Raw genomic sequence first — 16,523 nt, 5'->3', positions numbered from 1 at the left:
GCAAGCGTCTGCTCCTTCCGGCTCATCTGCGCTGCCCAGGGCTGGGCTGTCCGGATGCCGGCCTCTCTCCGGCCTGACGTGCGCCCTTCTGGCCGAACTTTGCCGAGCTGCCGGAGCCAAAAGGTGGCCCAACGTCCGCCGGCGGACAGCCGAGGACAGTTACCGGCCGCGAGCCGCGTACGACCGCCACGCTACGAGGACGGTGTTCCTGACCTACTCAATGGACGCGGCCCGGGACGGAGCCGACGTCTCCGAGTGAGCACCGCAAGCGTCCGCCACCCCGGTGCGAGTGGCGGAGCCACAGCCTCGGCGGCACAGAGCTCAGGGGGTACGTTCCCCGCGCCACCGTCCCGTGACTGCCGACTGGTTCAGCTCGCCGAGGACCACGACCACGTGGGTGATGCGTGCCGCTCGTGTTCAGCCCCGCGCCGGCCCGGCCTTCATCCGTCGGGTGCTGCTCTACGTCTGCGGAACGCGGCCACGCGTGTGCGGTTTTGGCAGGTCACAGAGCAGAACCGGCGCCGGCCACCGGGGGAGCGGTCGATGTAGACGTCCACGCAACGGTCACCCGTGCAGATCCCGATGCGGTTGAAGCCGTGGGCGGCCACGTATGCGCGCAGGGCGAGGGCCGAGGACGCCAGAAGCAGCTGGTCGAGGTCATTGACGCGCCACGCGGCGTTCAGGGAGCCATGGGCCGCAACCTCCAGGACGGGGCGGGCTCCCGTGTCGGCAAGCATGTCCGTCAACTGTTGCGCGCCCTTTTCGCTGCTCTCCGCGGCGAAGACGGCATGCAGGCGGTCGGCGGTCCGGGTGAGTGCCCCGGCAGTCAGCTTCGCGTCGACGTCCGCGGGCAGGCCGAGGTGCGCTGCGATGCCGACGTGCTGCGAAGGGGCGCTACGGCCTGCGGCTTCACGCGGCAGCGTGCCCCACGCATTGATGAACTCCGTCAGCTCTTCTACGGGGAGCTCGGTGAAGGTGGCTGCCATGGCGCAAGTGTAACGCGTAGAGCGGGCACTGGGCGTTGCAACTGCCTCGCGTCCTCGGTAACGTGTTGAGAATCAAATGTACGTTACGCGTTGGGGTGTCCGAGCAGGGAGGCAAACATGCCCGACCTCACGCTTCTGCCCGCCTTTCTCGCCGCGGTCGCGATCATCACCATTGCTCCGGGTCCGGACTCCGCCTACATCGTGGCCGTGGCATTGGAACGCGGCCCGCGAGCCGGCCTGCTCTCGGCCTTGGGGATGGCCATGGGGATGGTCGCTCATGTCATGGCCGCCGCACTGGGACTCGCCGCTCTGCTCCGCTCGATCCCCGCTGCTCAGCACATGGTGGAACTGGCCGGCGGTCTCTACCTCGGCTGGCTGGCGGTGACCACGGTCCGGTCGGCCCGAACGGCGCCGCCCGCGGTTTCCAGCACGGCGCCCGGAGGCCGGGTCCTGCGCCGAGCCGTGCTCACCAATGTGCTCAATCCGAAGACCGTGCTGTTCTTTGCGGCCTTCCTGCCTCGCTTCACGACCCCTGCAAACGGTCCGCTGTGGGCTCAACTGCTCATCCTGGGACTGCTCTTCCTCGTCGTAGGATTTGTCTGGGACAGTCTGATCGGCCTGTGCGCCGGATGGCTGGGGCGAGGGTTTGCACAGGGGCGACGCACGGGGCTGGTGGTGAACCTGGTAACCGCGACGACATTCGCCCTTCTCGCGCTCTTTCTTCTGCTCAGCGCCTCGACCGCTGTCGTGGCGTGACTGCGGGGCGGCTCGCCATCGTCGATCTCCTCCAGCTGCTCACGCCGCTCGCCCGACAGCGCCCCGGCCGACGACTCCACCGGCAGCCCTTCCGCACGCCGCTGTTCAAACTCGGCATCCCACTGCCCCAGCGTGAAGTTGGCGAGCGAGGCCGGCCACCCCGCGCCTTCCGCCTCTGGGTCGTCGACGGCGGCGAGCACCCGGAAGGTGAACGGGACACGGAGGTGGCGGTGTTCGCGGGCGTAGATGACGGCGGCCTCCAGGCCCCTGACGGGCTTGCAGCGGCTCGACCCCGGCACCGGGCACTGCCGTCCCGGCAACAGCGTTCTACGGAGAGGGAAGCGAATCGGCCCGGCGACCTGCGGATGCGGATGTAGCCGAACTGGACGGCGTCGGCCGCAGCAGCGCTCAGCGCGGAAAATGGCGTGGTAGCTCAGCGGTGAGCGCGGCTGCGGCGGGTGAGAGCCAGCGTCGGCGGTGGCGGGCCAGCTGGACGGTGACGTCGGGAAGCTGCGGGCCGGGCACCTGTGTCAGGCGGCCCGACGCGAGTGCTTCCGCGACGTTGGCGCGCGCCAGCAAGCTGAGTCCGAGGCCGGCGGTCACGCAGGATCTGGCGGCCTCCAGGCTGCCGAAGCGCGTGATGCGGGGCGGCGCGTCCTCGGCGGCAATGAGCAGCCGTTCGATGAAGCGGTCGCTGTACGAGCAGCCCTGTTCGTGCAAGAAGTAGTCCTCGCGGGCCAGTTCCGTCCAGCCGGCGGGCGGGTCGGTGGCGCGGCGGGCGGCGGGGTGGTCGGGGGAGCAGACGATCACCAGCGGTTCGCGGGCCAGCGGCGTGCACTCGATGTCCCGGAAGGCCGCCTCGTCCTCCAGCAGCAGGGCGAGGTCCAGCTCGCCGGTGCGGAGCTCGGCGACGGCGGCAGTGGTTCCCATCGTGCGCAGGTCCACCTCGATCCCGGGGTGGCTGCGCCGCAGCGCGGCGATGACTCCCGGCAGCCGTGCGGACACCAGTGTCTCGCCGGCCGAGAGCACCACCCGTCCGGTCACCTGGCCGCTCGTGCCGCCGGACGAGGCGGCGACCACCCGCAGCCGGGACTCGGCTTCCAGCACCGCCTCGGCGTGCGTCATCACCTCGCGTCCCGCGCCGGTGAGCACCACCCCGCGCGGCAGCCTGTCGAACAGGCGCAGACCGAGTTCCTTCTCCAGCGCCTTGACCTGGGCGGTGACGGTGGACTGGACGAGGTGCAGGCGCTCCGCAGCGGCCGTAAGGCTCCCGGTCCGGGCGACAGTGGTGAAGGTGATCAACAGCCGGGTGTCCATGCGGTCGACGATAGCAATGCCATCGGAAACAGCGATGCCCACGATCGGTATACATCGTTTGTGCGGATGTCCGGGCGGTGCAACGGTAAGGGCATGAACCTGAAGACGCGCCCCGAAATCCTGCGCTACACCGCCTTCACCACCTCTCCCGCAGGCGGCAATCCGGCCGGTGTCGTCCTCGACGCCTCCGCGCTGGAGGATGCGGCCATGCTCGCGACTGCCGCCGAAGTCGGCTATTCCGAGACCGCGTTCGTCACCGCCGCGGACCACGAGGCGCGCCGGTTCGGGCTGCGCTTCTTCAGCCCGCTCGCCGAGGTCGCCTTCTGCGGCCATGCGACGGTCGCCACGGCGGTGGCCCTTGCCGATCGGATCGGCCCGGGACCGCTCGTCTTCGACACGCCGGTCGGCGAGATCGCCCTGGACACATCCGCGGAGACGGGGGGCACCGTGACGGCGACGCTCACCAGCGTCCCCACCTCCTCCCGCCCCGCGGACCAGGAGGAACTGCGTGCCTCCCTCGCGGCCCTGCGCTGGTCCCCGGAGGACCTCGACACGGCGCTCCCACCGCACGTCGCATTCGGCGGAAACGAGCACCTGGTCCTGGCCGTGGCCAGCCGCGAACGCCTCGCGGCCCTCGACTACGACTTCGACGCCCTGGCCGAGGTGATGCGCCGTCACGCCTGGACCACCCTCCAACTGGTGTGGCGCGAGACCCAGGACCTCTTCCACGCCCGTAACCCCTTCCCGATCGGCGGTGTCGTCGAGGATCCCGCCACCGGCGCCGCGGCCGCCGCCCTCGGCGGCTACCTGCGCACCCTCGGAGCCCTCCCGCCCTCCGGTGCCTTCAGCATCCGCCAGGGGGAGGACCTCGGCCGGCCCAGCCTGCTCCGGGTGGAGGCGTCGGCGGCGGACCCGCGAGTGCGGGTGAGCGGGCAGGCGGTCGCCATCGCGGGTGCCTAGTCCGAGAGCGCCGGGCGACGCCGCTCGGTCGCTGGGCGGAGCCTTGACAGCTCGCGGAGTACAGCGCGGGTGACAGTAAGCTGTGCGGTTGCGGACGGGGGGCGCGGTGGAACGGTACGAGATCGAGACCTTCCTTGCGCTGGCCGAAGAGTTGCATTTCGCACGGACCGCCGAGCGGCTGAAGGTCTCTCCCGGCAGGGTCAGCCAGACGGTCAAGGCGCTTGAGCGGCGCATCGGCGGCGCACTGTTCGAGCGCAGCAGCCGGCACGTTGCCCTGACTCAGGTCGGCCGGCAGTTCCGCGACGATCTGCTGCCCGCGTACCGGCAGATGCAGCGAGCGGTCGCCGATGCCCAGGGCGCCTGCGCGGACATCCGTGGTCTCCTGCGTGTCGGCTTCACCGCTGCGTGGTCCGGTGAGATCGTCCTGCAGGCAGGAGACCTGTTGTCCGCCCGGTATCCCCACTGCACGGTCGAACTTCTGGACGTGTCCTACAACGACACCGCCATCGCGGCACTGCGGGCGAAGCACGTCGACCTCCTGATCGCCGAGCCGCCCGTTCAAGAACCGGACGTGGTCGTGGGTCCGGTGGTGTTCTGCGAGCCCCGTGCACTCGTGGTGCCCGCCCGCCACCCCTTGGCCCAGAAGGACACGGTGACGCTGGAGGATCTCGCACTGCTGCCGTTGGTGACCACCGGGGGGATCTCGACGGCATGGAGCGAGGAGCTCTTCCCGCAGCGCACACCGCTGGGACGGTACATCGCGCGCGGTCCCACAGCCGGCGGCTGGCAGGGGGTACTTTCGCTGGTCGGCGCGGGGAAGGGGGCCACGGTGGCCACGGTCAGAGCCGGGAGGTACTACGTCCGGCCTGACATCGCTTACGTGCCGTTCGAGGACGCGGATCCGATCACGTACGCGCTGATGTGGCGGGACGAGAACCGCTCGGCCGAGCTGCGGGCCCTCGTCCAGGCCGTCCTCGACGTCGCCCCGACCAGCGCCTAGCCTGAGATTTCACGGCAGGAGCGGTCAGCTCTGCCCGTGCAGTCCGGGCCGGCTCCCGGCCCCGACTTGTCAGGGCCACGGCCGAACGCTCTCATGGTGCCGATCCGGCCGGACAGCGCACTCTCGGACAGCATCAGGGCCGCGAACATGGTCGTCGACGCATGCGACGGCATCCTCAGCACCCCCGAGTCCACCACCGAGCTGGGGCTCACAGCAGTCGGTTGACCAGCCTGTCGATGTAGTCCGGGGAGAGCGGGCTCACGTCGAACAGGACGCGGATGTACATCGGGGCCAGGATGTGGTCCAGCACGTCGAGAACGTCGGGTGCTTGCTCGCCTCGTTCGCCCGCGCGGTCAAGCATGGCCTGCAACTGCTGGGTTCGTTCGGCGCGGAGGGCGTCAGCAGCCCGCAGGCCCGGCCGGCCGCCGTGCGACAGGGCGACGGCCAGGCGTACGAGCAGCAGGCCGTCGGGTCCGGTGATCTCGCGGGCCACCTGGGCCGCATAGGTGCGCAGGTCACCGCTCAGGCTTCCGGTGTCGGGCATCGGCGACTGCGCGTTGAGGCGGGTGAGCGCCACATCGCTGAGCAGGGTCTCCAGATCGCCCCACCGGCGGTAGATGCTGCTGTCGGCCACGCCCGCGCGGACCGCGACCTCGCCGATGCTGAAATTTCCGTAGCCGCACTCGTTGATCAGGTCGGTCACGGCCTGGTGCACCTGCGCGCCGACGCGGGCGCTGCGCCCGCCGGGCCGCCGGGCTCGCTGTTGCTCGCTCATGCCCGTCATCTTAACGCAGCCTGGACTTGCGTTTGTGGTCGACCCTCTCTACAGTCATCTAATGCAGTCGCTGGCTGCGTTAGTGCGCTCGGCTGCATCGCCGCGCGTTGACCGCGGCAGGGTGCAGCGACTGGGCGCAATCACCAACGAAGGGGAACCCGCGTGACTGCATCGCAAGTGGCCGCAGGCGGTCGAGCGAACCGGGGCGTGCTGCTCACGGTGACCTGCCTGGGCCAGTTCATGGTCCTGCTGGACAACACGATCGTCGGAGCGGCGCTGCCCGATATGCAGCACCGGCTGCACACTCAGCTGACCGGCCTGCAGTGGATCGTCGACGCGTACGTGCTGCTGCTCGCGATGCTCCTGCTGTCCGGCGGCATCTTCGGCGATCGGTTCGGCCGCAAGCGGGTGTACCTGAGCGGGGTCGTGGTGTTTACCGCCGCGTCGGCGCTGTGCAGCCTCGCACCCTCGGCCGGTTGGCTGATTGCCGGTCGAGCGCTGCAGGGCGTCGGGGCCGCGGCGCTGGCGCCCGCGTCGCTGGCTCTGCTCACCGCTGCGTACCCGGTGCCGGGGGAACGCGTCAGGGCGATCGGGCTGTGGGCCGGGTTCAGCGGAATCGGCCTGGCCGCGGGCCCCGTCGCTGGCGGCGTGCTGACCGACACCTTCGGCTGGCCCGCCATCTTCCTGGTCAACCTGCCCATCGGGGCGATCCTTCTGCTGGCCGGACTGCGCCACCTGGGTGAGTCCCGCAATCCGAACGCCCCCGCTATCGACGTCCCGGGCACCGTGTTGTCCGTCCTGGCGGTGGGAATGCTGACCTACGGGCTGATCGAAGGCGGTGCGCGCGGCTGGACCTCGCCGGTCATCCTCGGCAGCTTCGCCGCCGCGGCGGTCCTCCTCGCCGCCTTCGTCGCCGTCGAAGCGCGTCGCCCCGCACCGATGATGCCGCTGCGACTGTTTCGCCAACGGCTGTTCACTGTGTCCAACGCCGCCATGGTCGTGGTGGGGTTCGCGCTGACGGGCTCGTCGTTCTTCTTCTCCCAGTACTTCGTGTACGTCCAGGGCAGCTCGATCCTGCGCGCCGGTCTCCAGACACTGCCGATGTCCCTCGCGATGGTGGTCGTCAGCCCGATCGCGGGCCGGCTCGCCGCCCGGTACGGCTTCCGCGTCGTGATCACCGCCGGCCTGACCCTGGCCGGCGTGGGCCTACTGGCGCTCGGCGAGGTGCACGCCCACAGCGGCTATGCGAACGTGTGGTGGCGCCTGGCCCTGGTTGGCACGGGCTTCGCCCTGACCTTGTCCCCTCTGACGGGAGCCGCCATCCAAGCCGTCAGCCCACAGGAAAGTGGCCTGGCTTCGGGGATCAGCAGCACCACCCGCCAGATCGGCGCGGTGCTCGGTGTGGCAGTGCTCGGAGCCGTCGTCCGCAGCCGGCAGTCCGGCGGCGCCTCGTTCGAGGCCGGTCTCAACAGCGCCTTCACCGCAGCCGGCGCCATCACCGTGGGCGCCGCCGTGCTCACCGGCCTGTGGCTGACGAAGTCGCAGCCCGCGGAAGGCTCGAGGGCGACGCACCTTCCCGCCGAGCCGGATGCGGTGGTCACCACCTCGAACAGGGCATCCGCGAAGAGCTGTTGACGGCAACACCGACCGCGGACGGCAGACTTCCCGCCGGATACTCCTCGCCCCGCACCCACTATCCGAGCGACGGCGGCTCAGACGGACACCACCGCGCAGTCTGCCCCGCGAATCCTGCACTTCTCACGAAACCGAGGGAACAACCGTATGCGTACTCTGACCTACCTCGTGGCAGCCACCCTGGACGGCCACATCGCCGAATCCGGCGGCGTCGATCCCACCGGCACGCTCTTCGACGTCGGCCAGGACTACCTGGATTACGCCATCGCCAACTATCCCGAAACGCTGCCCACCGGCGCCCGCCAGGCCTTCGGCGTCACCGATCCCGGCACCCGGTTCGACACCGTGCTGGAGGGCCGCCGCTCCTACCAGCTCGGCCTGGACGCCGGCATCACCAACGCCTATGCGCACCTGCGGCACCTGGTGTTCTCCCGCACCCTCGCCGACAGCCCCGACCCAGGTGTGGAAGTGGTCGCCGACGACCCCGCCGCCACGGTGCGCAAGCTCAAGGCCGAGCCCGGCCGCGGCCTCTGGCTCGTCGGAGGCGCCGCATTGGCAGGCGAACTGTTCGAGGAGATCGACGAGATCGTCGTCAAGGTCAACCCCGTCGCCTCCGGTACCGGCATCCCGCTGTTCACCGGCCGGAGTCAGGCCTCGCGCCGCCGCTTCGCCGTACGCGACCACACCGTCCTGGCCAGCGGAGTGGTGATCCTCACCTACAACCTCAGCTGAAGCAACCGCTGGAGCTTTCGCCGACGGTGCATCGATGCCAACCCGCTCCCGCTGCGGCCGCAGGTCCAGGCGTTCGCCGAGTCCATGCGGCGAGCACGCGAGCGCTGACAAGCAGTATCCCGGTCGCGTCCACCCATTTCGGACGTCCGAGCATCACAAGATCAGCGCCGGGCCCGTTCGTCCGTACGCACCAGGGGAGAAAAGTCCGTACGCCGACGGACGATCCACCCTCCCCGGCCCCGCCTGGTGATGCTTGTCCGCGCATTGCGGCCGCGGCAAGTGGTGGCAGACCGCCCCGGTTGCCCCATCCAATCCCGCCCCTTTCCGCCGCCGTCCATCACTCCCACCTGCTGGCGCCGACGCAGGCGCTACGTCGGTATCGGCGCCCTGTGGTTCGTTGTCTCGGGCAGATTAATGCAGGTGTCACTTGCGTTTGTCGGGCGGTGCGCCCTATTGTCCTCCTAACGCAGCCGCAAACTGCTTTAGGTTCTCAGGCGCACCGCCCATCTGTGGGCCATGACCGGGCACGGCACGGCTCTTGGCCCGCATGACTACGGACGCGGTCACGCCTCGAACACGGCAACGGTGAAGGGGGCGTTGACATCACGAACCGGTCCACCCCCGGACTCGGTCCGGGCGATGCGCCAAAGGGCACGGCACCCGTCGTGTTCCTCGTGGAAGGACGGATGCATGGACGCTGATGTGATTATCGTGGGCGCGGGGCCCACAGGCATGATGCTGGCCGGTGAGCTGCGGCGAGCCGGCGCCGATGCTCTCCTGTTGGAACGACAGCAGCAGCTGCGCGAGACACCGCGGGCCAATGGCCTCGGCGGGCAGATCCTGGAACTGCTGCGCTACCGGGGCATGCTGACCCACCTTGAAGCAGCCGCCACGGATCCGCACCCTGCCCCCCGGTTTCCTTTCGGAGGCGTGCACCTGGACCTCAGTGACCTGGCTGATCCGCCGATGCAGGCCGTCCAGATCCCGCAGCCACGGCTTGAGCGTCTGCTGGAGGAATGCGCTGCGGATCTGGGCGCCCGGATCCGCCGCGGTCACGAAGTGGCCGCAGTCATGCAGGACCCGGACGGCGTGAGCGCCGAAGTCAGGGGCGTGGACGGTCCTTACCGGGTGAGGGCCACATACCTGGTCGCCTGTGACGGCGCGCGCAGCACTGTGCGCGAGATGGCAGGCATTGCCTTTCCCGGGACCACCAGCCCCGAAGTCAACCGGCTGAGCCAGGTCACGCTCGCCGATGAAGCCGTAAGGCGGGACGACGGGGACCTCGACGTTCCCGGACTGGGCAGATTGCGCCAGGGATTCACGCGTACCGACCGGGGGGCGTTCGGGTTCGGATGGCTCACTTCCCAGGTACTGCTGATATCCACTACCGAGGACGAGAAGGACAGCACCTACCAGGACGACGAACCGATGACGCTGGACGAGCTGCACGACAGCATCCGCCGCATCCTCGGTGTACGTCTGCCCCTGGGCGAACCGCTTCGCCTGTCGCGGTACCAGTTCCAGGACCGGCAGGCCGACCGCTACCGCGAAGGGCGCGTCCTACTGGCAGGCGACGCGGCCCACCAGTTCCCCGCGACAGGAGTCGCGCTCAACGCCGGCATGATCGACGCGGCGAACCTCGCGTGGAAACTCGCCGCCGAAGTCCAAGGCTGGGCTCCCCCCGGGCTCTTGGACACCTATGACAGCGAACGCCGTGCAGCAGCCCAGCGGACACTGCTGCACACCCGGGCCCAGATGGCGCTGCGACGGGGACACGACGCCGCCGCGCAAGCACTTCGTGAGGTCTTCCAGGAAGTGCTCAGCGATGAAGCCCCATTGCGTCGTATCGGAGCACTGGTCGCAGGAGCTGACATCCGTTACCCACAGCCCGACAGTGCGAGGCACGCTCTGAACGGTACCTTCGCACCCGACCTGGCCCTGGACACCGCACACGGCACGACCAGCGTCGCGCAACTCATGCGCCCAGCCCGACCTCTGTTTCTCGATCTCGCGGACCGCCCGGACCTGCGCGAAGCCGCCGAGCGCTGGGCACACCGCATCGACATACACACGGCAGACAACACCGACCGGCCGGCCGACGCCATCCTGATCCGCCCCGACGGCCATATTGCCTGGGCCGCACCCGTAGGCGGGGCCTCGACTCTCCTTCTTCCCGCACTCGAAGGAACCCTCGCAGCCTGGTTCGGACGCCCCCGAAGCGACCTGGCCCCGCCGGCCCCCAGCAACCAACCCTTCACGCGCACACGATGAGAACCCCCGCCATGCCTGGCCCCGTAGCCAGCGCTTTTGCCCAGCCACTCCGACAGCGTCCACGGCGGCGTCACCCCGCGCTCGACGAACAGGGCCTCCAGAAGGACGCGGCGTACGGCTCGTCCAGCAAGCTCGCGGCCCTCGATCTGGAGGACTTCGAAAGCGATGAAGTGTGTCGGCAGGGCGGCGACAAGAGCCCTGAGTACCGCGTACCGTCGCTGCGCGGCGCTGCAGCGCTGGGAAGGAGAGCTGCCCGTTCTCGTCGAGCACGACGAGCTCGCCGTCGAGAACCAGGACGGCAGACAGCTGGCCGGCCGCGGAGACGAGGTCGGGGAAGCGGGACCGCAGCATCGTGCCGTGCCGCGACTGCACCAGCAGCTGCCCACCCTGGGCGTCAGTGGTGAACAGCAGGGCCCGGTAGCCGTCGAACTTCAGCTCTGCGGCCGCGCCTCCCGGGCCGGGGCTCGGAGGGCGTCGCGGGCCTGGGCGAGCATCGGCTCCAGCGGAGGCCGCAGTGTCACATCAGGTGTCCGGGTGGGCGTCCGTCTTCAGCGCCCACGCCCCACCAGGACAGCCGGCTGGAAGCGGAGGGAAGCGGTGGCCCTTGACGTCGGTGCTCCAGTGGTGGCCGGCCCCGCAGTCGCACTCGTAGATTCCGCTCTCGGGCACGATCTCCCCGGGCCGCCACGTTTGCTGCTCGTCTCCCATACGTCTGGTGTACGTCGAGCGGACGCGTTCGGCGACTTGGAGGAACATCCGCCGCACATGCGAAGGCATCACGCGGCCTCGTACCGGTGCGCGCGGCCGCCGCGCCACTGCACCCACGAGGGATCGTCGAGGAGCTGTTCGGCGTCGGGCAGGCCGGCACGGCGCAAAAACTCCACGACGTCGACGTCGTCGTGAGCGAGTCCGACGATCTGCCCGCGGATGGTGACCCGCCGCCCACCGGTCGCGGACGGACGGTGGATGACGATAGGCGCGCTCATCCATCCAGCGTGCTCCTCTATCCCGCAGTCCGCGATTCACGGGGGCGGTCCGGTCAGCGCGGCCGAAGCGTCCCGGGAACCGGCAGGTCAGGGGCTTGCCAAGAGAGAGACGGATGCCCGGTGGGCGTAACTCTACAGAAGTGTGCCAGAGCCCGAGACCGGACAGCACTTCGTCACCGATTCGGGAGGCGGGCAGCCCAGGAGACCAGGGCGGGGGGTGGCCGGGGCGGGCACCGAGCCCTGACGTACGTTCGAGCCCATGACGCGCACCCTGAGAAGATCGCGACTGGTGGCCCAGTGAGCGGCTGGTGGGCCTACTTGGAGGAACGGACCCGCCGAGAGGTCGATGCTGATGTGCTGCGCGACCGCTGGCTGCCGGCGGTCAGGTCCGTCTGGGAGGCGCTGCGCCCGTTGGGAGTGGGCCTGCACGAAGCCGAGCGGGTGGTCCACGCGCGATACGAGGCTCTGGGCGACCGTGTACAGCCCACCCTGCCCGATCCGCTGGACCTCCCCTCGCTCGCAGCCCGCGCCGCGGCTCTCCCAGGCCGCGTGGCGGCAGTGGAGGCGCTCTGGGACGGCGATACGGTGCACGACTGGTTCGTGCTCCTGGTCGCGGTCCTGGACGCCCCAGATGGGGAAGGCCACCTGGCGACCGTGTACCACCGATCTGACGGCCCTCCTCCTGGTGCTGCCGCGGCCGAGGCCGGCCGGGCGCTGGCCGGCCACCTTCGCGTGCCTTTCCACTTCGCGTCTCCGGACGTCCCTGACGACGAGGCCCCGCGCTGGAGGACGATCCAACGGCTGGCGGAAGGGTCGTGACTGGGGGCAAGGCCGGAGTGCGGCGCCCCCGAGCAGCCCGAACCGCCTGGTGCCTCCCGTTCTCAGACTCTGGCACAACTTCTATGGCTGGCCACTCTGAGTATCGGCCGGGGTGCTTCTGAATGTCGCAGGAAGCTTCCGGAGAACAAGCAGGATGGGGCCGGCTGGATTCGAACCGGCGTCCTCCCACCTGCGGTGAAGGCGCGACAGCCACTGCGCTACGAGCCCCATCCCGCCGGGGATCATACGAGCCTCAGTGCTCCGCCGCCTCGAATATTCGAGGGCAGACGGACCACTCGGGGTGACGGCACCACAGAACTTGAGCCAGAACCTGAGAGCCGACACCGGTTATCGACGACTTCGGGTTCTGGTCCAACTTCTGTGGAGTTACGCCCACCGGGCATCCGTCTCCCTCTTGGCAAGCCCCTGACCTGCCGGTTCCCGGGACGCTTCGGCCTCGGGCACCGAGCCTCGGCTCGCCACCGCGAAGGTTGCGCCAGAGCCCAAACCCGTGAACAAAGCCAGCCCTCCCCGTCCGCATCGTGGTCCAGGCCCAGGGCCACACGAGCCGCATGCGCCGCTCGACTCCGGCGCTGAGCATGGTTAGGGGCGGCGACGTCCGGCCCTAAGCTGTTTCTTTTGGATCATCGGCCTGTGATCCCGCCACCGCCCACCCCGCCGAGCGGTCCGGCAGCAACGGCTCGATGCGAGCCCACTGGGCGTCAGTCAACGACACACCCAGACCAACGATCTGATGATCCGAAAGAAACGGCCTAGTGCTGTGACTGGCGAGGCTCGCCGGGTTGGCGGGTCACTCCTGCTCGGAGGCAGTGGCGAGGTGACGGCGGCAGAAGTCGGCGGATGTGCGCATCTCACGGGCTGCTCGGTCCAGGTGCCGCCAGAAACTGAGGGGCAGGTCGAGGTCGTCACCGAGATCGACCAGGCAGTCGAAGGCGAGTCCCAGCTCGTTGTGCTCCAAGAACTCCAACGTTGCTGAGAGATCGATGTCCGGCAGGCCCGTGAGGTGGGCCCGAGCAGAGTCGAGGTGGCCACGGGTCTGCTTCCAGCTGGCCTGAAGGGCTTCACGATCAACGGTCATGGCATCAGTGTTGCCGGTGCCGTCAGCAGGATGGCGGGCGTTCTGGTTGCGCCGACGCAGTTAGGAATGCAGGTTCCGCGTCTGGACGGTGTGACTGGGGTGGTTCGAGTTGGCGAGGGTGAACTGCCGCAGGGGTCCGAAGTGGGCTTCGATCGGCTTTGAAACACAGTCGCCGAAGGATCTCAAAGTATTTATTTCTCGCGACGACGGAATGGCTCTCGCTGAATTCACTGACAGGCATTGCGTGCTCCTATTCTCAGGGTTTGCCCCAGAAGGGCTCTCAGGTACACCGTGGAAGTCACGGATCGTTCACGGCAGAGGATCCACCACCTCACGATCCGGAGGCCCTCATGACACTGGAACGCCCGCTGCGCGAGCCCGCTCACTCGTTCCTGGAACTGCACTGGGGCGGAGTGCACGTGGTTGTCGAGCGCGTCCCCTACCGGCTGCTCGCCATGATCGGCAGTGCGGTCAGCGCGCTCGGAGCGGGCGTGTGGTTCGGCGGGCGGTGACCGCCGAACCCTGCACCGCAGGAACGGCCACTGCCCCAGAGCAGCTTCGCTCCCGGAAGCACTGGCCCTTGGCCAGGGTGCGCGGCCGGCGTCAGGGGACGTCGCCCCCGGACGAACGGCCCGCCCGGTGCCTGAGACGGCTCGCGGGCGGGCCCGCCCGCGCTGTGCGGGGCGGCGAGGCAAGCCCTGAAGGCGAGGATGCCCGGGTCTCAGCCGGTGACGTCGAGCAGCTGCCTTTCCAGCGGCCCGCCCACGAGCTGCGACTGAACGCCCCCGTTGGCGGATGAGCGCTTCAGCTGGCGATTGCAGCGTCCAGTTTTTCGCGCAGCAGTTGGGCGACGTTGTGCGCCAAAGGCTCAGTCACCACCTCAATCGATGCGCTGGTGGTTCTGTGCTATTCGGCCAGGCCGACGAGGTCGTCAATGCTTGTGACGCCGACTAGCGCGAGTGCAGCGACGCAGATCCCTCCGATCGTCGTCCAGTACGTAGCGAAGGTGATTTTTCCAGTTCCGACGTCTTTACGTAGATGCTCTGCAGCCGTCGCAATCATCCAGAACGGACCCAGGCCGAGGGCCAGCATGATCGCGAGCTCCGTCAGAGAGAGGTGTTCGCCCTCACGCACGCCCATAGCGGACAGCACCTTGAAGGCGAGAACGCCACCGACCAGGAGGCCCATGACAGCCCATACAAGCGCCAACGGGTCATCTGGTGGGGACTGATTGCCACTCTCATCCGACATGCAAGTACCCGCCCCCGGCTCACGTCTGATCAAAGACCTAGCTTATCCAGGCCGACTGCTGCGCACTCGAGCAATCCAGGTCGATCAAGGGCCGTGCGCCCAAGACTTTGAGCCGCCAGCTCAGGCGCTCACTCGCCAACTCAGACGCTCGTCTCACGAGTTCGCGTAGTCGTGGCCGGGCTCGGGTCCGGTGTCCACCTCGCCGTCACTGCCGGAGACCCGGGGTGCGTGCGTCACGCGGCCAGTCTGGCCCGGTGACCAGGCCCTCGTCCGCGCATCCGTCCGGGCCGCCGTGGCGAGGTCGCCGAGACCTTCTGGCCGGCGCTCGCCGACGGCTGCTCCGCGGACCCACCGAGGCCCCTTGCACATTGTGCACGCGTACCTTCCCTGGAGGGGAAGAGCGCCCTTCCCACTTCTCCATCGCGGCTTGGGACTCGTGCCGAGATGCAGGCCAGCTCGTTGAGCCCGCCATGGACACTCAGCAGCCCGAGCCGGGCGCAAACGACATGGCCAGTGCCCGCGAGTTCACCCGGCACGCCAACGAAGCCCTGGACATGGACCGCCCGGAAGCCGCCCGCGCCTTCGCCGACCTCGCCCTGTTCACATCCGCCTCGGACTTCGGCCTGAGCTCGTTACCTCCGCAGACGCCCCGGGCCCCGGCACCGAACCACCTGTGAAGTTCGGTTGTGATGTCACTGGAATGTTCGGCTTCGTGTGGCACTGATGCGATGCTGTTCAAGGCTCATTGGCCGGGTCGATCATGGTGACAGTTCCCCGGACATTGACGTGACGTGAAGCTGTATCAGGCGGTGTCGCGTTCCTCGTACCTCCTTTGTCTTCCTTGGCCGTCGTGGGGCCGTCTGAGCATGCGGAATGTTCGGTCGGTTGATGTCGGGGTGCGTCGCGGGGTGGGATGGGCGCCGGTGTTGATGTCGCGGGGCTCCTGGCTGGTTCAGGCTCCGGCGGAGAGAGGCGTAGCTGGCGTATACGGTGACTGGTCCGCGTCCGTGCCACAACGCCAGCTGCGGCGCGGACGTCGTGGAGCGGACCTTGAGGTCTCACAGGTGCGGGTCGTCCTCCAGCGAACAGACCGCGACGGCCGGCCCGTGGTGGCCGGCGGCCTGCCATTCCCGCACCGTCTGCGTCAGCAGATCGAGAGTCGGCAGCAGGACCAGGACCCGCCCGTTACGGGCCAGCCGGAGCGCGGAGTGCGCGGGATGAACGTCTTCCCCGTGCCGCAGGCGGCCACCACAGTAGCCCGTAGACCGGCCTGCGGAATCTTCTTCCCCGGCGGGATATCGAGGCCGCGCACGACAGCATCGACAGCTTAGATCTGGTGAGGTCGGAGCGTGGATTTCTGTGCACTCGGCATATCGGATCTCCGGGAATCCAAGAGGGGGGTCGAAGGCTCTGGAGGAGGTGGTGATCTGTTCGGGATGCTACACAGCACATCAGTGATTCATGATGCGGCTCATGTGCGGTCGATGCACGGGTATCATCGTAGCGGGTCGGTGTTCCACCCGGGGAAGTTTCAGGCCGTCTCGAACTGCGGGTGAGACACTGCCGGATGTGGGTGACGGACTGTTCGGTGCGGGTGGAGCGCAGCGGAATCCGCGCCTGTCGCTCGGGGGCCGGCACTCGAGCCGGGGTGATGGGGTGTCATGGTTCGGGGGTGTCCGTGTTCTCAGGATGCTACACAGACCAGCGGTGATGCATCATCATCGTGTAGCCAGCCGTTCCGGCGAAGCCGGAACCAGGGCGGGGGAGCGAAGCGGACCCGCCCCGCAGTTCGGGCCGTAGCGGAGCGGAGGCCCGTGGATTGGAGCGAAGCGGAGATCCGAAAGACGCGAAGCGGCTTTCCAGCACTGCGACCGGGTTGCGAAGCAACCCGGTTCGCTTTCCCATCGCGCAGCGATGGGGTACCCGCTCCGCGGGG

Annotated in this window: 17 protein-coding genes and 3 pseudogenes; 10 read left to right on the top strand and 10 right to left on the bottom strand. The window is 68.7% G+C overall.

Annotated features, from left to right (window positions below):
* Positions 1–440: 440 nt before the first annotated feature.
* Entirely contained in the window at positions 441–986 is a 546-nt protein-coding gene (locus ACFZAT_RS31125) for a CGNR zinc finger domain-containing protein (protein ID WP_391268885.1), read from the bottom strand.
* 117 nt (positions 987–1,103) lie between these two features.
* On the opposite strand from ACFZAT_RS31125, the gene ACFZAT_RS31120 reads away from it, so the two are divergent.
* Positions 1,104–1,742 carry a LysE family transporter gene (locus ACFZAT_RS31120; RefSeq protein ID WP_391268883.1) on the top strand — a complete coding sequence of 213 codons (639 nt, stop codon included), beginning with the start codon at positions 1,104–1,106 and terminating at the stop codon, positions 1,740–1,742.
* Between the two features lie 32 nt (positions 1,743–1,774).
* On the opposite strand, the pseudogene ACFZAT_RS31115 reads toward ACFZAT_RS31120, so the two are convergent.
* Both ACFZAT_RS31115 and ACFZAT_RS31110 read right to left on the bottom strand, forming a co-directional pair.
* Positions 1,775–2,041: pseudogene (locus tag ACFZAT_RS31115) on the bottom strand (helicase associated domain-containing protein); the annotation flags it as partial.
* Between the two features lie 109 nt (positions 2,042–2,150).
* Positions 2,151–3,059, bottom strand: coding sequence for a LysR substrate-binding domain-containing protein (locus tag ACFZAT_RS31110; protein ID WP_391268881.1), 909 nt, complete (start codon positions 3,057–3,059; stop codon positions 2,151–2,153).
* A 93-nt stretch (positions 3,060–3,152) separates the two neighbouring features.
* On the opposite strand from ACFZAT_RS31110, the gene ACFZAT_RS31105 reads away from it, so the two are divergent.
* The 3 genes from ACFZAT_RS31105 (at position 3,153) to ACFZAT_RS31095 (ending at position 5,244) form a co-directional block, all read left to right on the top strand.
* Positions 3,153–4,019, top strand: a complete 867-nt coding sequence (locus ACFZAT_RS31105) for a PhzF family phenazine biosynthesis isomerase (RefSeq protein WP_391268879.1) — start codon at positions 3,153–3,155, stop codon at positions 4,017–4,019.
* A gap of 106 nt (positions 4,020–4,125) precedes the next feature.
* Positions 4,126–5,019 (top strand): LysR substrate-binding domain-containing protein, encoded by an 894-nt coding sequence (locus ACFZAT_RS31100; protein WP_391268877.1) that lies wholly within the window; start codon positions 4,126–4,128, stop codon positions 5,017–5,019.
* A gap of 96 nt (positions 5,020–5,115) precedes the next feature.
* Positions 5,116–5,244 carry a hypothetical protein gene (locus ACFZAT_RS31095; RefSeq protein WP_391268875.1) on the top strand — a complete coding sequence of 43 codons (129 nt, stop codon included), beginning with the start codon at positions 5,116–5,118 and terminating at the stop codon, positions 5,242–5,244.
* On the opposite strand, the gene ACFZAT_RS31090 is transcribed toward ACFZAT_RS31095, so the two are convergent.
* Complete coding sequence (locus ACFZAT_RS31090; RefSeq protein WP_391268873.1) at positions 5,228–5,794, bottom strand: TetR/AcrR family transcriptional regulator C-terminal ligand-binding domain-containing protein; 567 nt, start codon at positions 5,792–5,794, stop codon at positions 5,228–5,230. The genes ACFZAT_RS31095 and ACFZAT_RS31090 overlap by 17 nt on opposite strands.
* A 240-nt stretch (positions 5,795–6,034) precedes the next feature.
* Between ACFZAT_RS31090 and ACFZAT_RS31085 the strand changes: the two genes are divergently transcribed.
* The 3 genes from ACFZAT_RS31085 to ACFZAT_RS31075 all read left to right on the top strand — a co-directional run bounded on the left by ACFZAT_RS31085 (position 6,035) and on the right by ACFZAT_RS31075 (position 10,432).
* Entirely contained in the window at positions 6,035–7,429 is a 1,395-nt protein-coding gene (locus ACFZAT_RS31085) for a DHA2 family efflux MFS transporter permease subunit (RefSeq protein WP_391269027.1), read from the top strand.
* A gap of 147 nt (positions 7,430–7,576) precedes the next feature.
* Entirely contained in the window at positions 7,577–8,161 is a 585-nt protein-coding gene (locus ACFZAT_RS31080) for a dihydrofolate reductase family protein (protein WP_391268871.1), read from the top strand.
* Between the two features lie 516 nt (positions 8,162–8,677).
* Entirely contained in the window at positions 8,678–10,432 is a 1,755-nt protein-coding gene (locus ACFZAT_RS31075) for an FAD-dependent monooxygenase (RefSeq protein WP_391268869.1), read from the top strand.
* A gap of 234 nt (positions 10,433–10,666) precedes the next feature.
* Here ACFZAT_RS31075 and ACFZAT_RS31070 read toward each other — a convergent pair.
* The 3 genes and pseudogenes from ACFZAT_RS31070 to ACFZAT_RS31060 all read right to left on the bottom strand — a co-directional run.
* Positions 10,667–10,867, bottom strand: a pseudogene (locus tag ACFZAT_RS31070) (ATP-dependent DNA ligase); the annotation flags it as partial.
* An 87-nt stretch (positions 10,868–10,954) separates the two neighbouring features.
* Positions 10,955–11,101, bottom strand: coding sequence for a hypothetical protein (locus ACFZAT_RS31065; protein ID WP_333732571.1), 147 nt, complete (start codon positions 11,099–11,101; stop codon positions 10,955–10,957).
* 107 nt (positions 11,102–11,208) lie between these two features.
* The gene (locus ACFZAT_RS31060; RefSeq protein WP_391268866.1) at positions 11,209–11,418 is read right to left on the bottom strand and encodes a hypothetical protein; all 210 of its coding nucleotides are present in this window, start codon (positions 11,416–11,418) and stop codon (positions 11,209–11,211) included.
* 297 nt (positions 11,419–11,715) lie between these two features.
* Between ACFZAT_RS31060 and ACFZAT_RS31055 the strand changes: the two genes are divergently transcribed.
* Positions 11,716–12,237: a hypothetical protein gene (locus tag ACFZAT_RS31055; RefSeq protein WP_391268864.1), complete on the top strand. Its 522-nt coding sequence runs from the start codon at positions 11,716–11,718 to the stop codon at positions 12,235–12,237.
* A gap of 811 nt (positions 12,238–13,048) precedes the next feature.
* Here the strand turns inward: ACFZAT_RS31055 and ACFZAT_RS31050 are convergent.
* A complete protein-coding gene (locus ACFZAT_RS31050) occupies positions 13,049–13,336 on the bottom strand; it encodes a MafI family immunity protein (RefSeq protein ID WP_391268862.1) in 288 nt (95 codons plus the stop codon).
* 60 nt (positions 13,337–13,396) lie between these two features.
* Positions 13,397–13,498, bottom strand: a pseudogene (locus tag ACFZAT_RS31045) (IS630 family transposase); the annotation flags it as partial.
* A gap of 188 nt (positions 13,499–13,686) precedes the next feature.
* Here ACFZAT_RS31045 and ACFZAT_RS31040 point away from each other — a divergent pair.
* Positions 13,687–13,848 (top strand): hypothetical protein, encoded by a 162-nt coding sequence (locus ACFZAT_RS31040; RefSeq protein ID WP_387130863.1) that lies wholly within the window; start codon positions 13,687–13,689, stop codon positions 13,846–13,848.
* Between the two features lie 394 nt (positions 13,849–14,242).
* On the opposite strand, the gene ACFZAT_RS31035 is transcribed toward ACFZAT_RS31040, so the two are convergent.
* Positions 14,243–14,524, bottom strand: a complete 282-nt coding sequence (locus ACFZAT_RS31035) for a hypothetical protein (RefSeq protein WP_391268860.1) — start codon at positions 14,522–14,524, stop codon at positions 14,243–14,245.
* A 533-nt stretch (positions 14,525–15,057) separates the two neighbouring features.
* Between ACFZAT_RS31035 and ACFZAT_RS31030 the strand changes: the two genes are divergently transcribed.
* On the top strand, positions 15,058–15,264 hold the full coding sequence (locus ACFZAT_RS31030) for a hypothetical protein (RefSeq protein WP_391268859.1): 207 nt from the start codon (positions 15,058–15,060) through the stop codon (positions 15,262–15,264).
* Positions 15,265–16,523: the final 1,259 nt, after the last annotated feature.

Source organism: Streptomyces sp. NPDC008163 (assembly GCF_042956885.1).
GTDB lineage: Bacteria > Actinomycetota > Actinomycetes > Streptomycetales > Streptomycetaceae > Streptomyces > Streptomyces drozdowiczii_A.
This window is presented reverse-complemented; position numbering and strand designations above follow the sequence as displayed.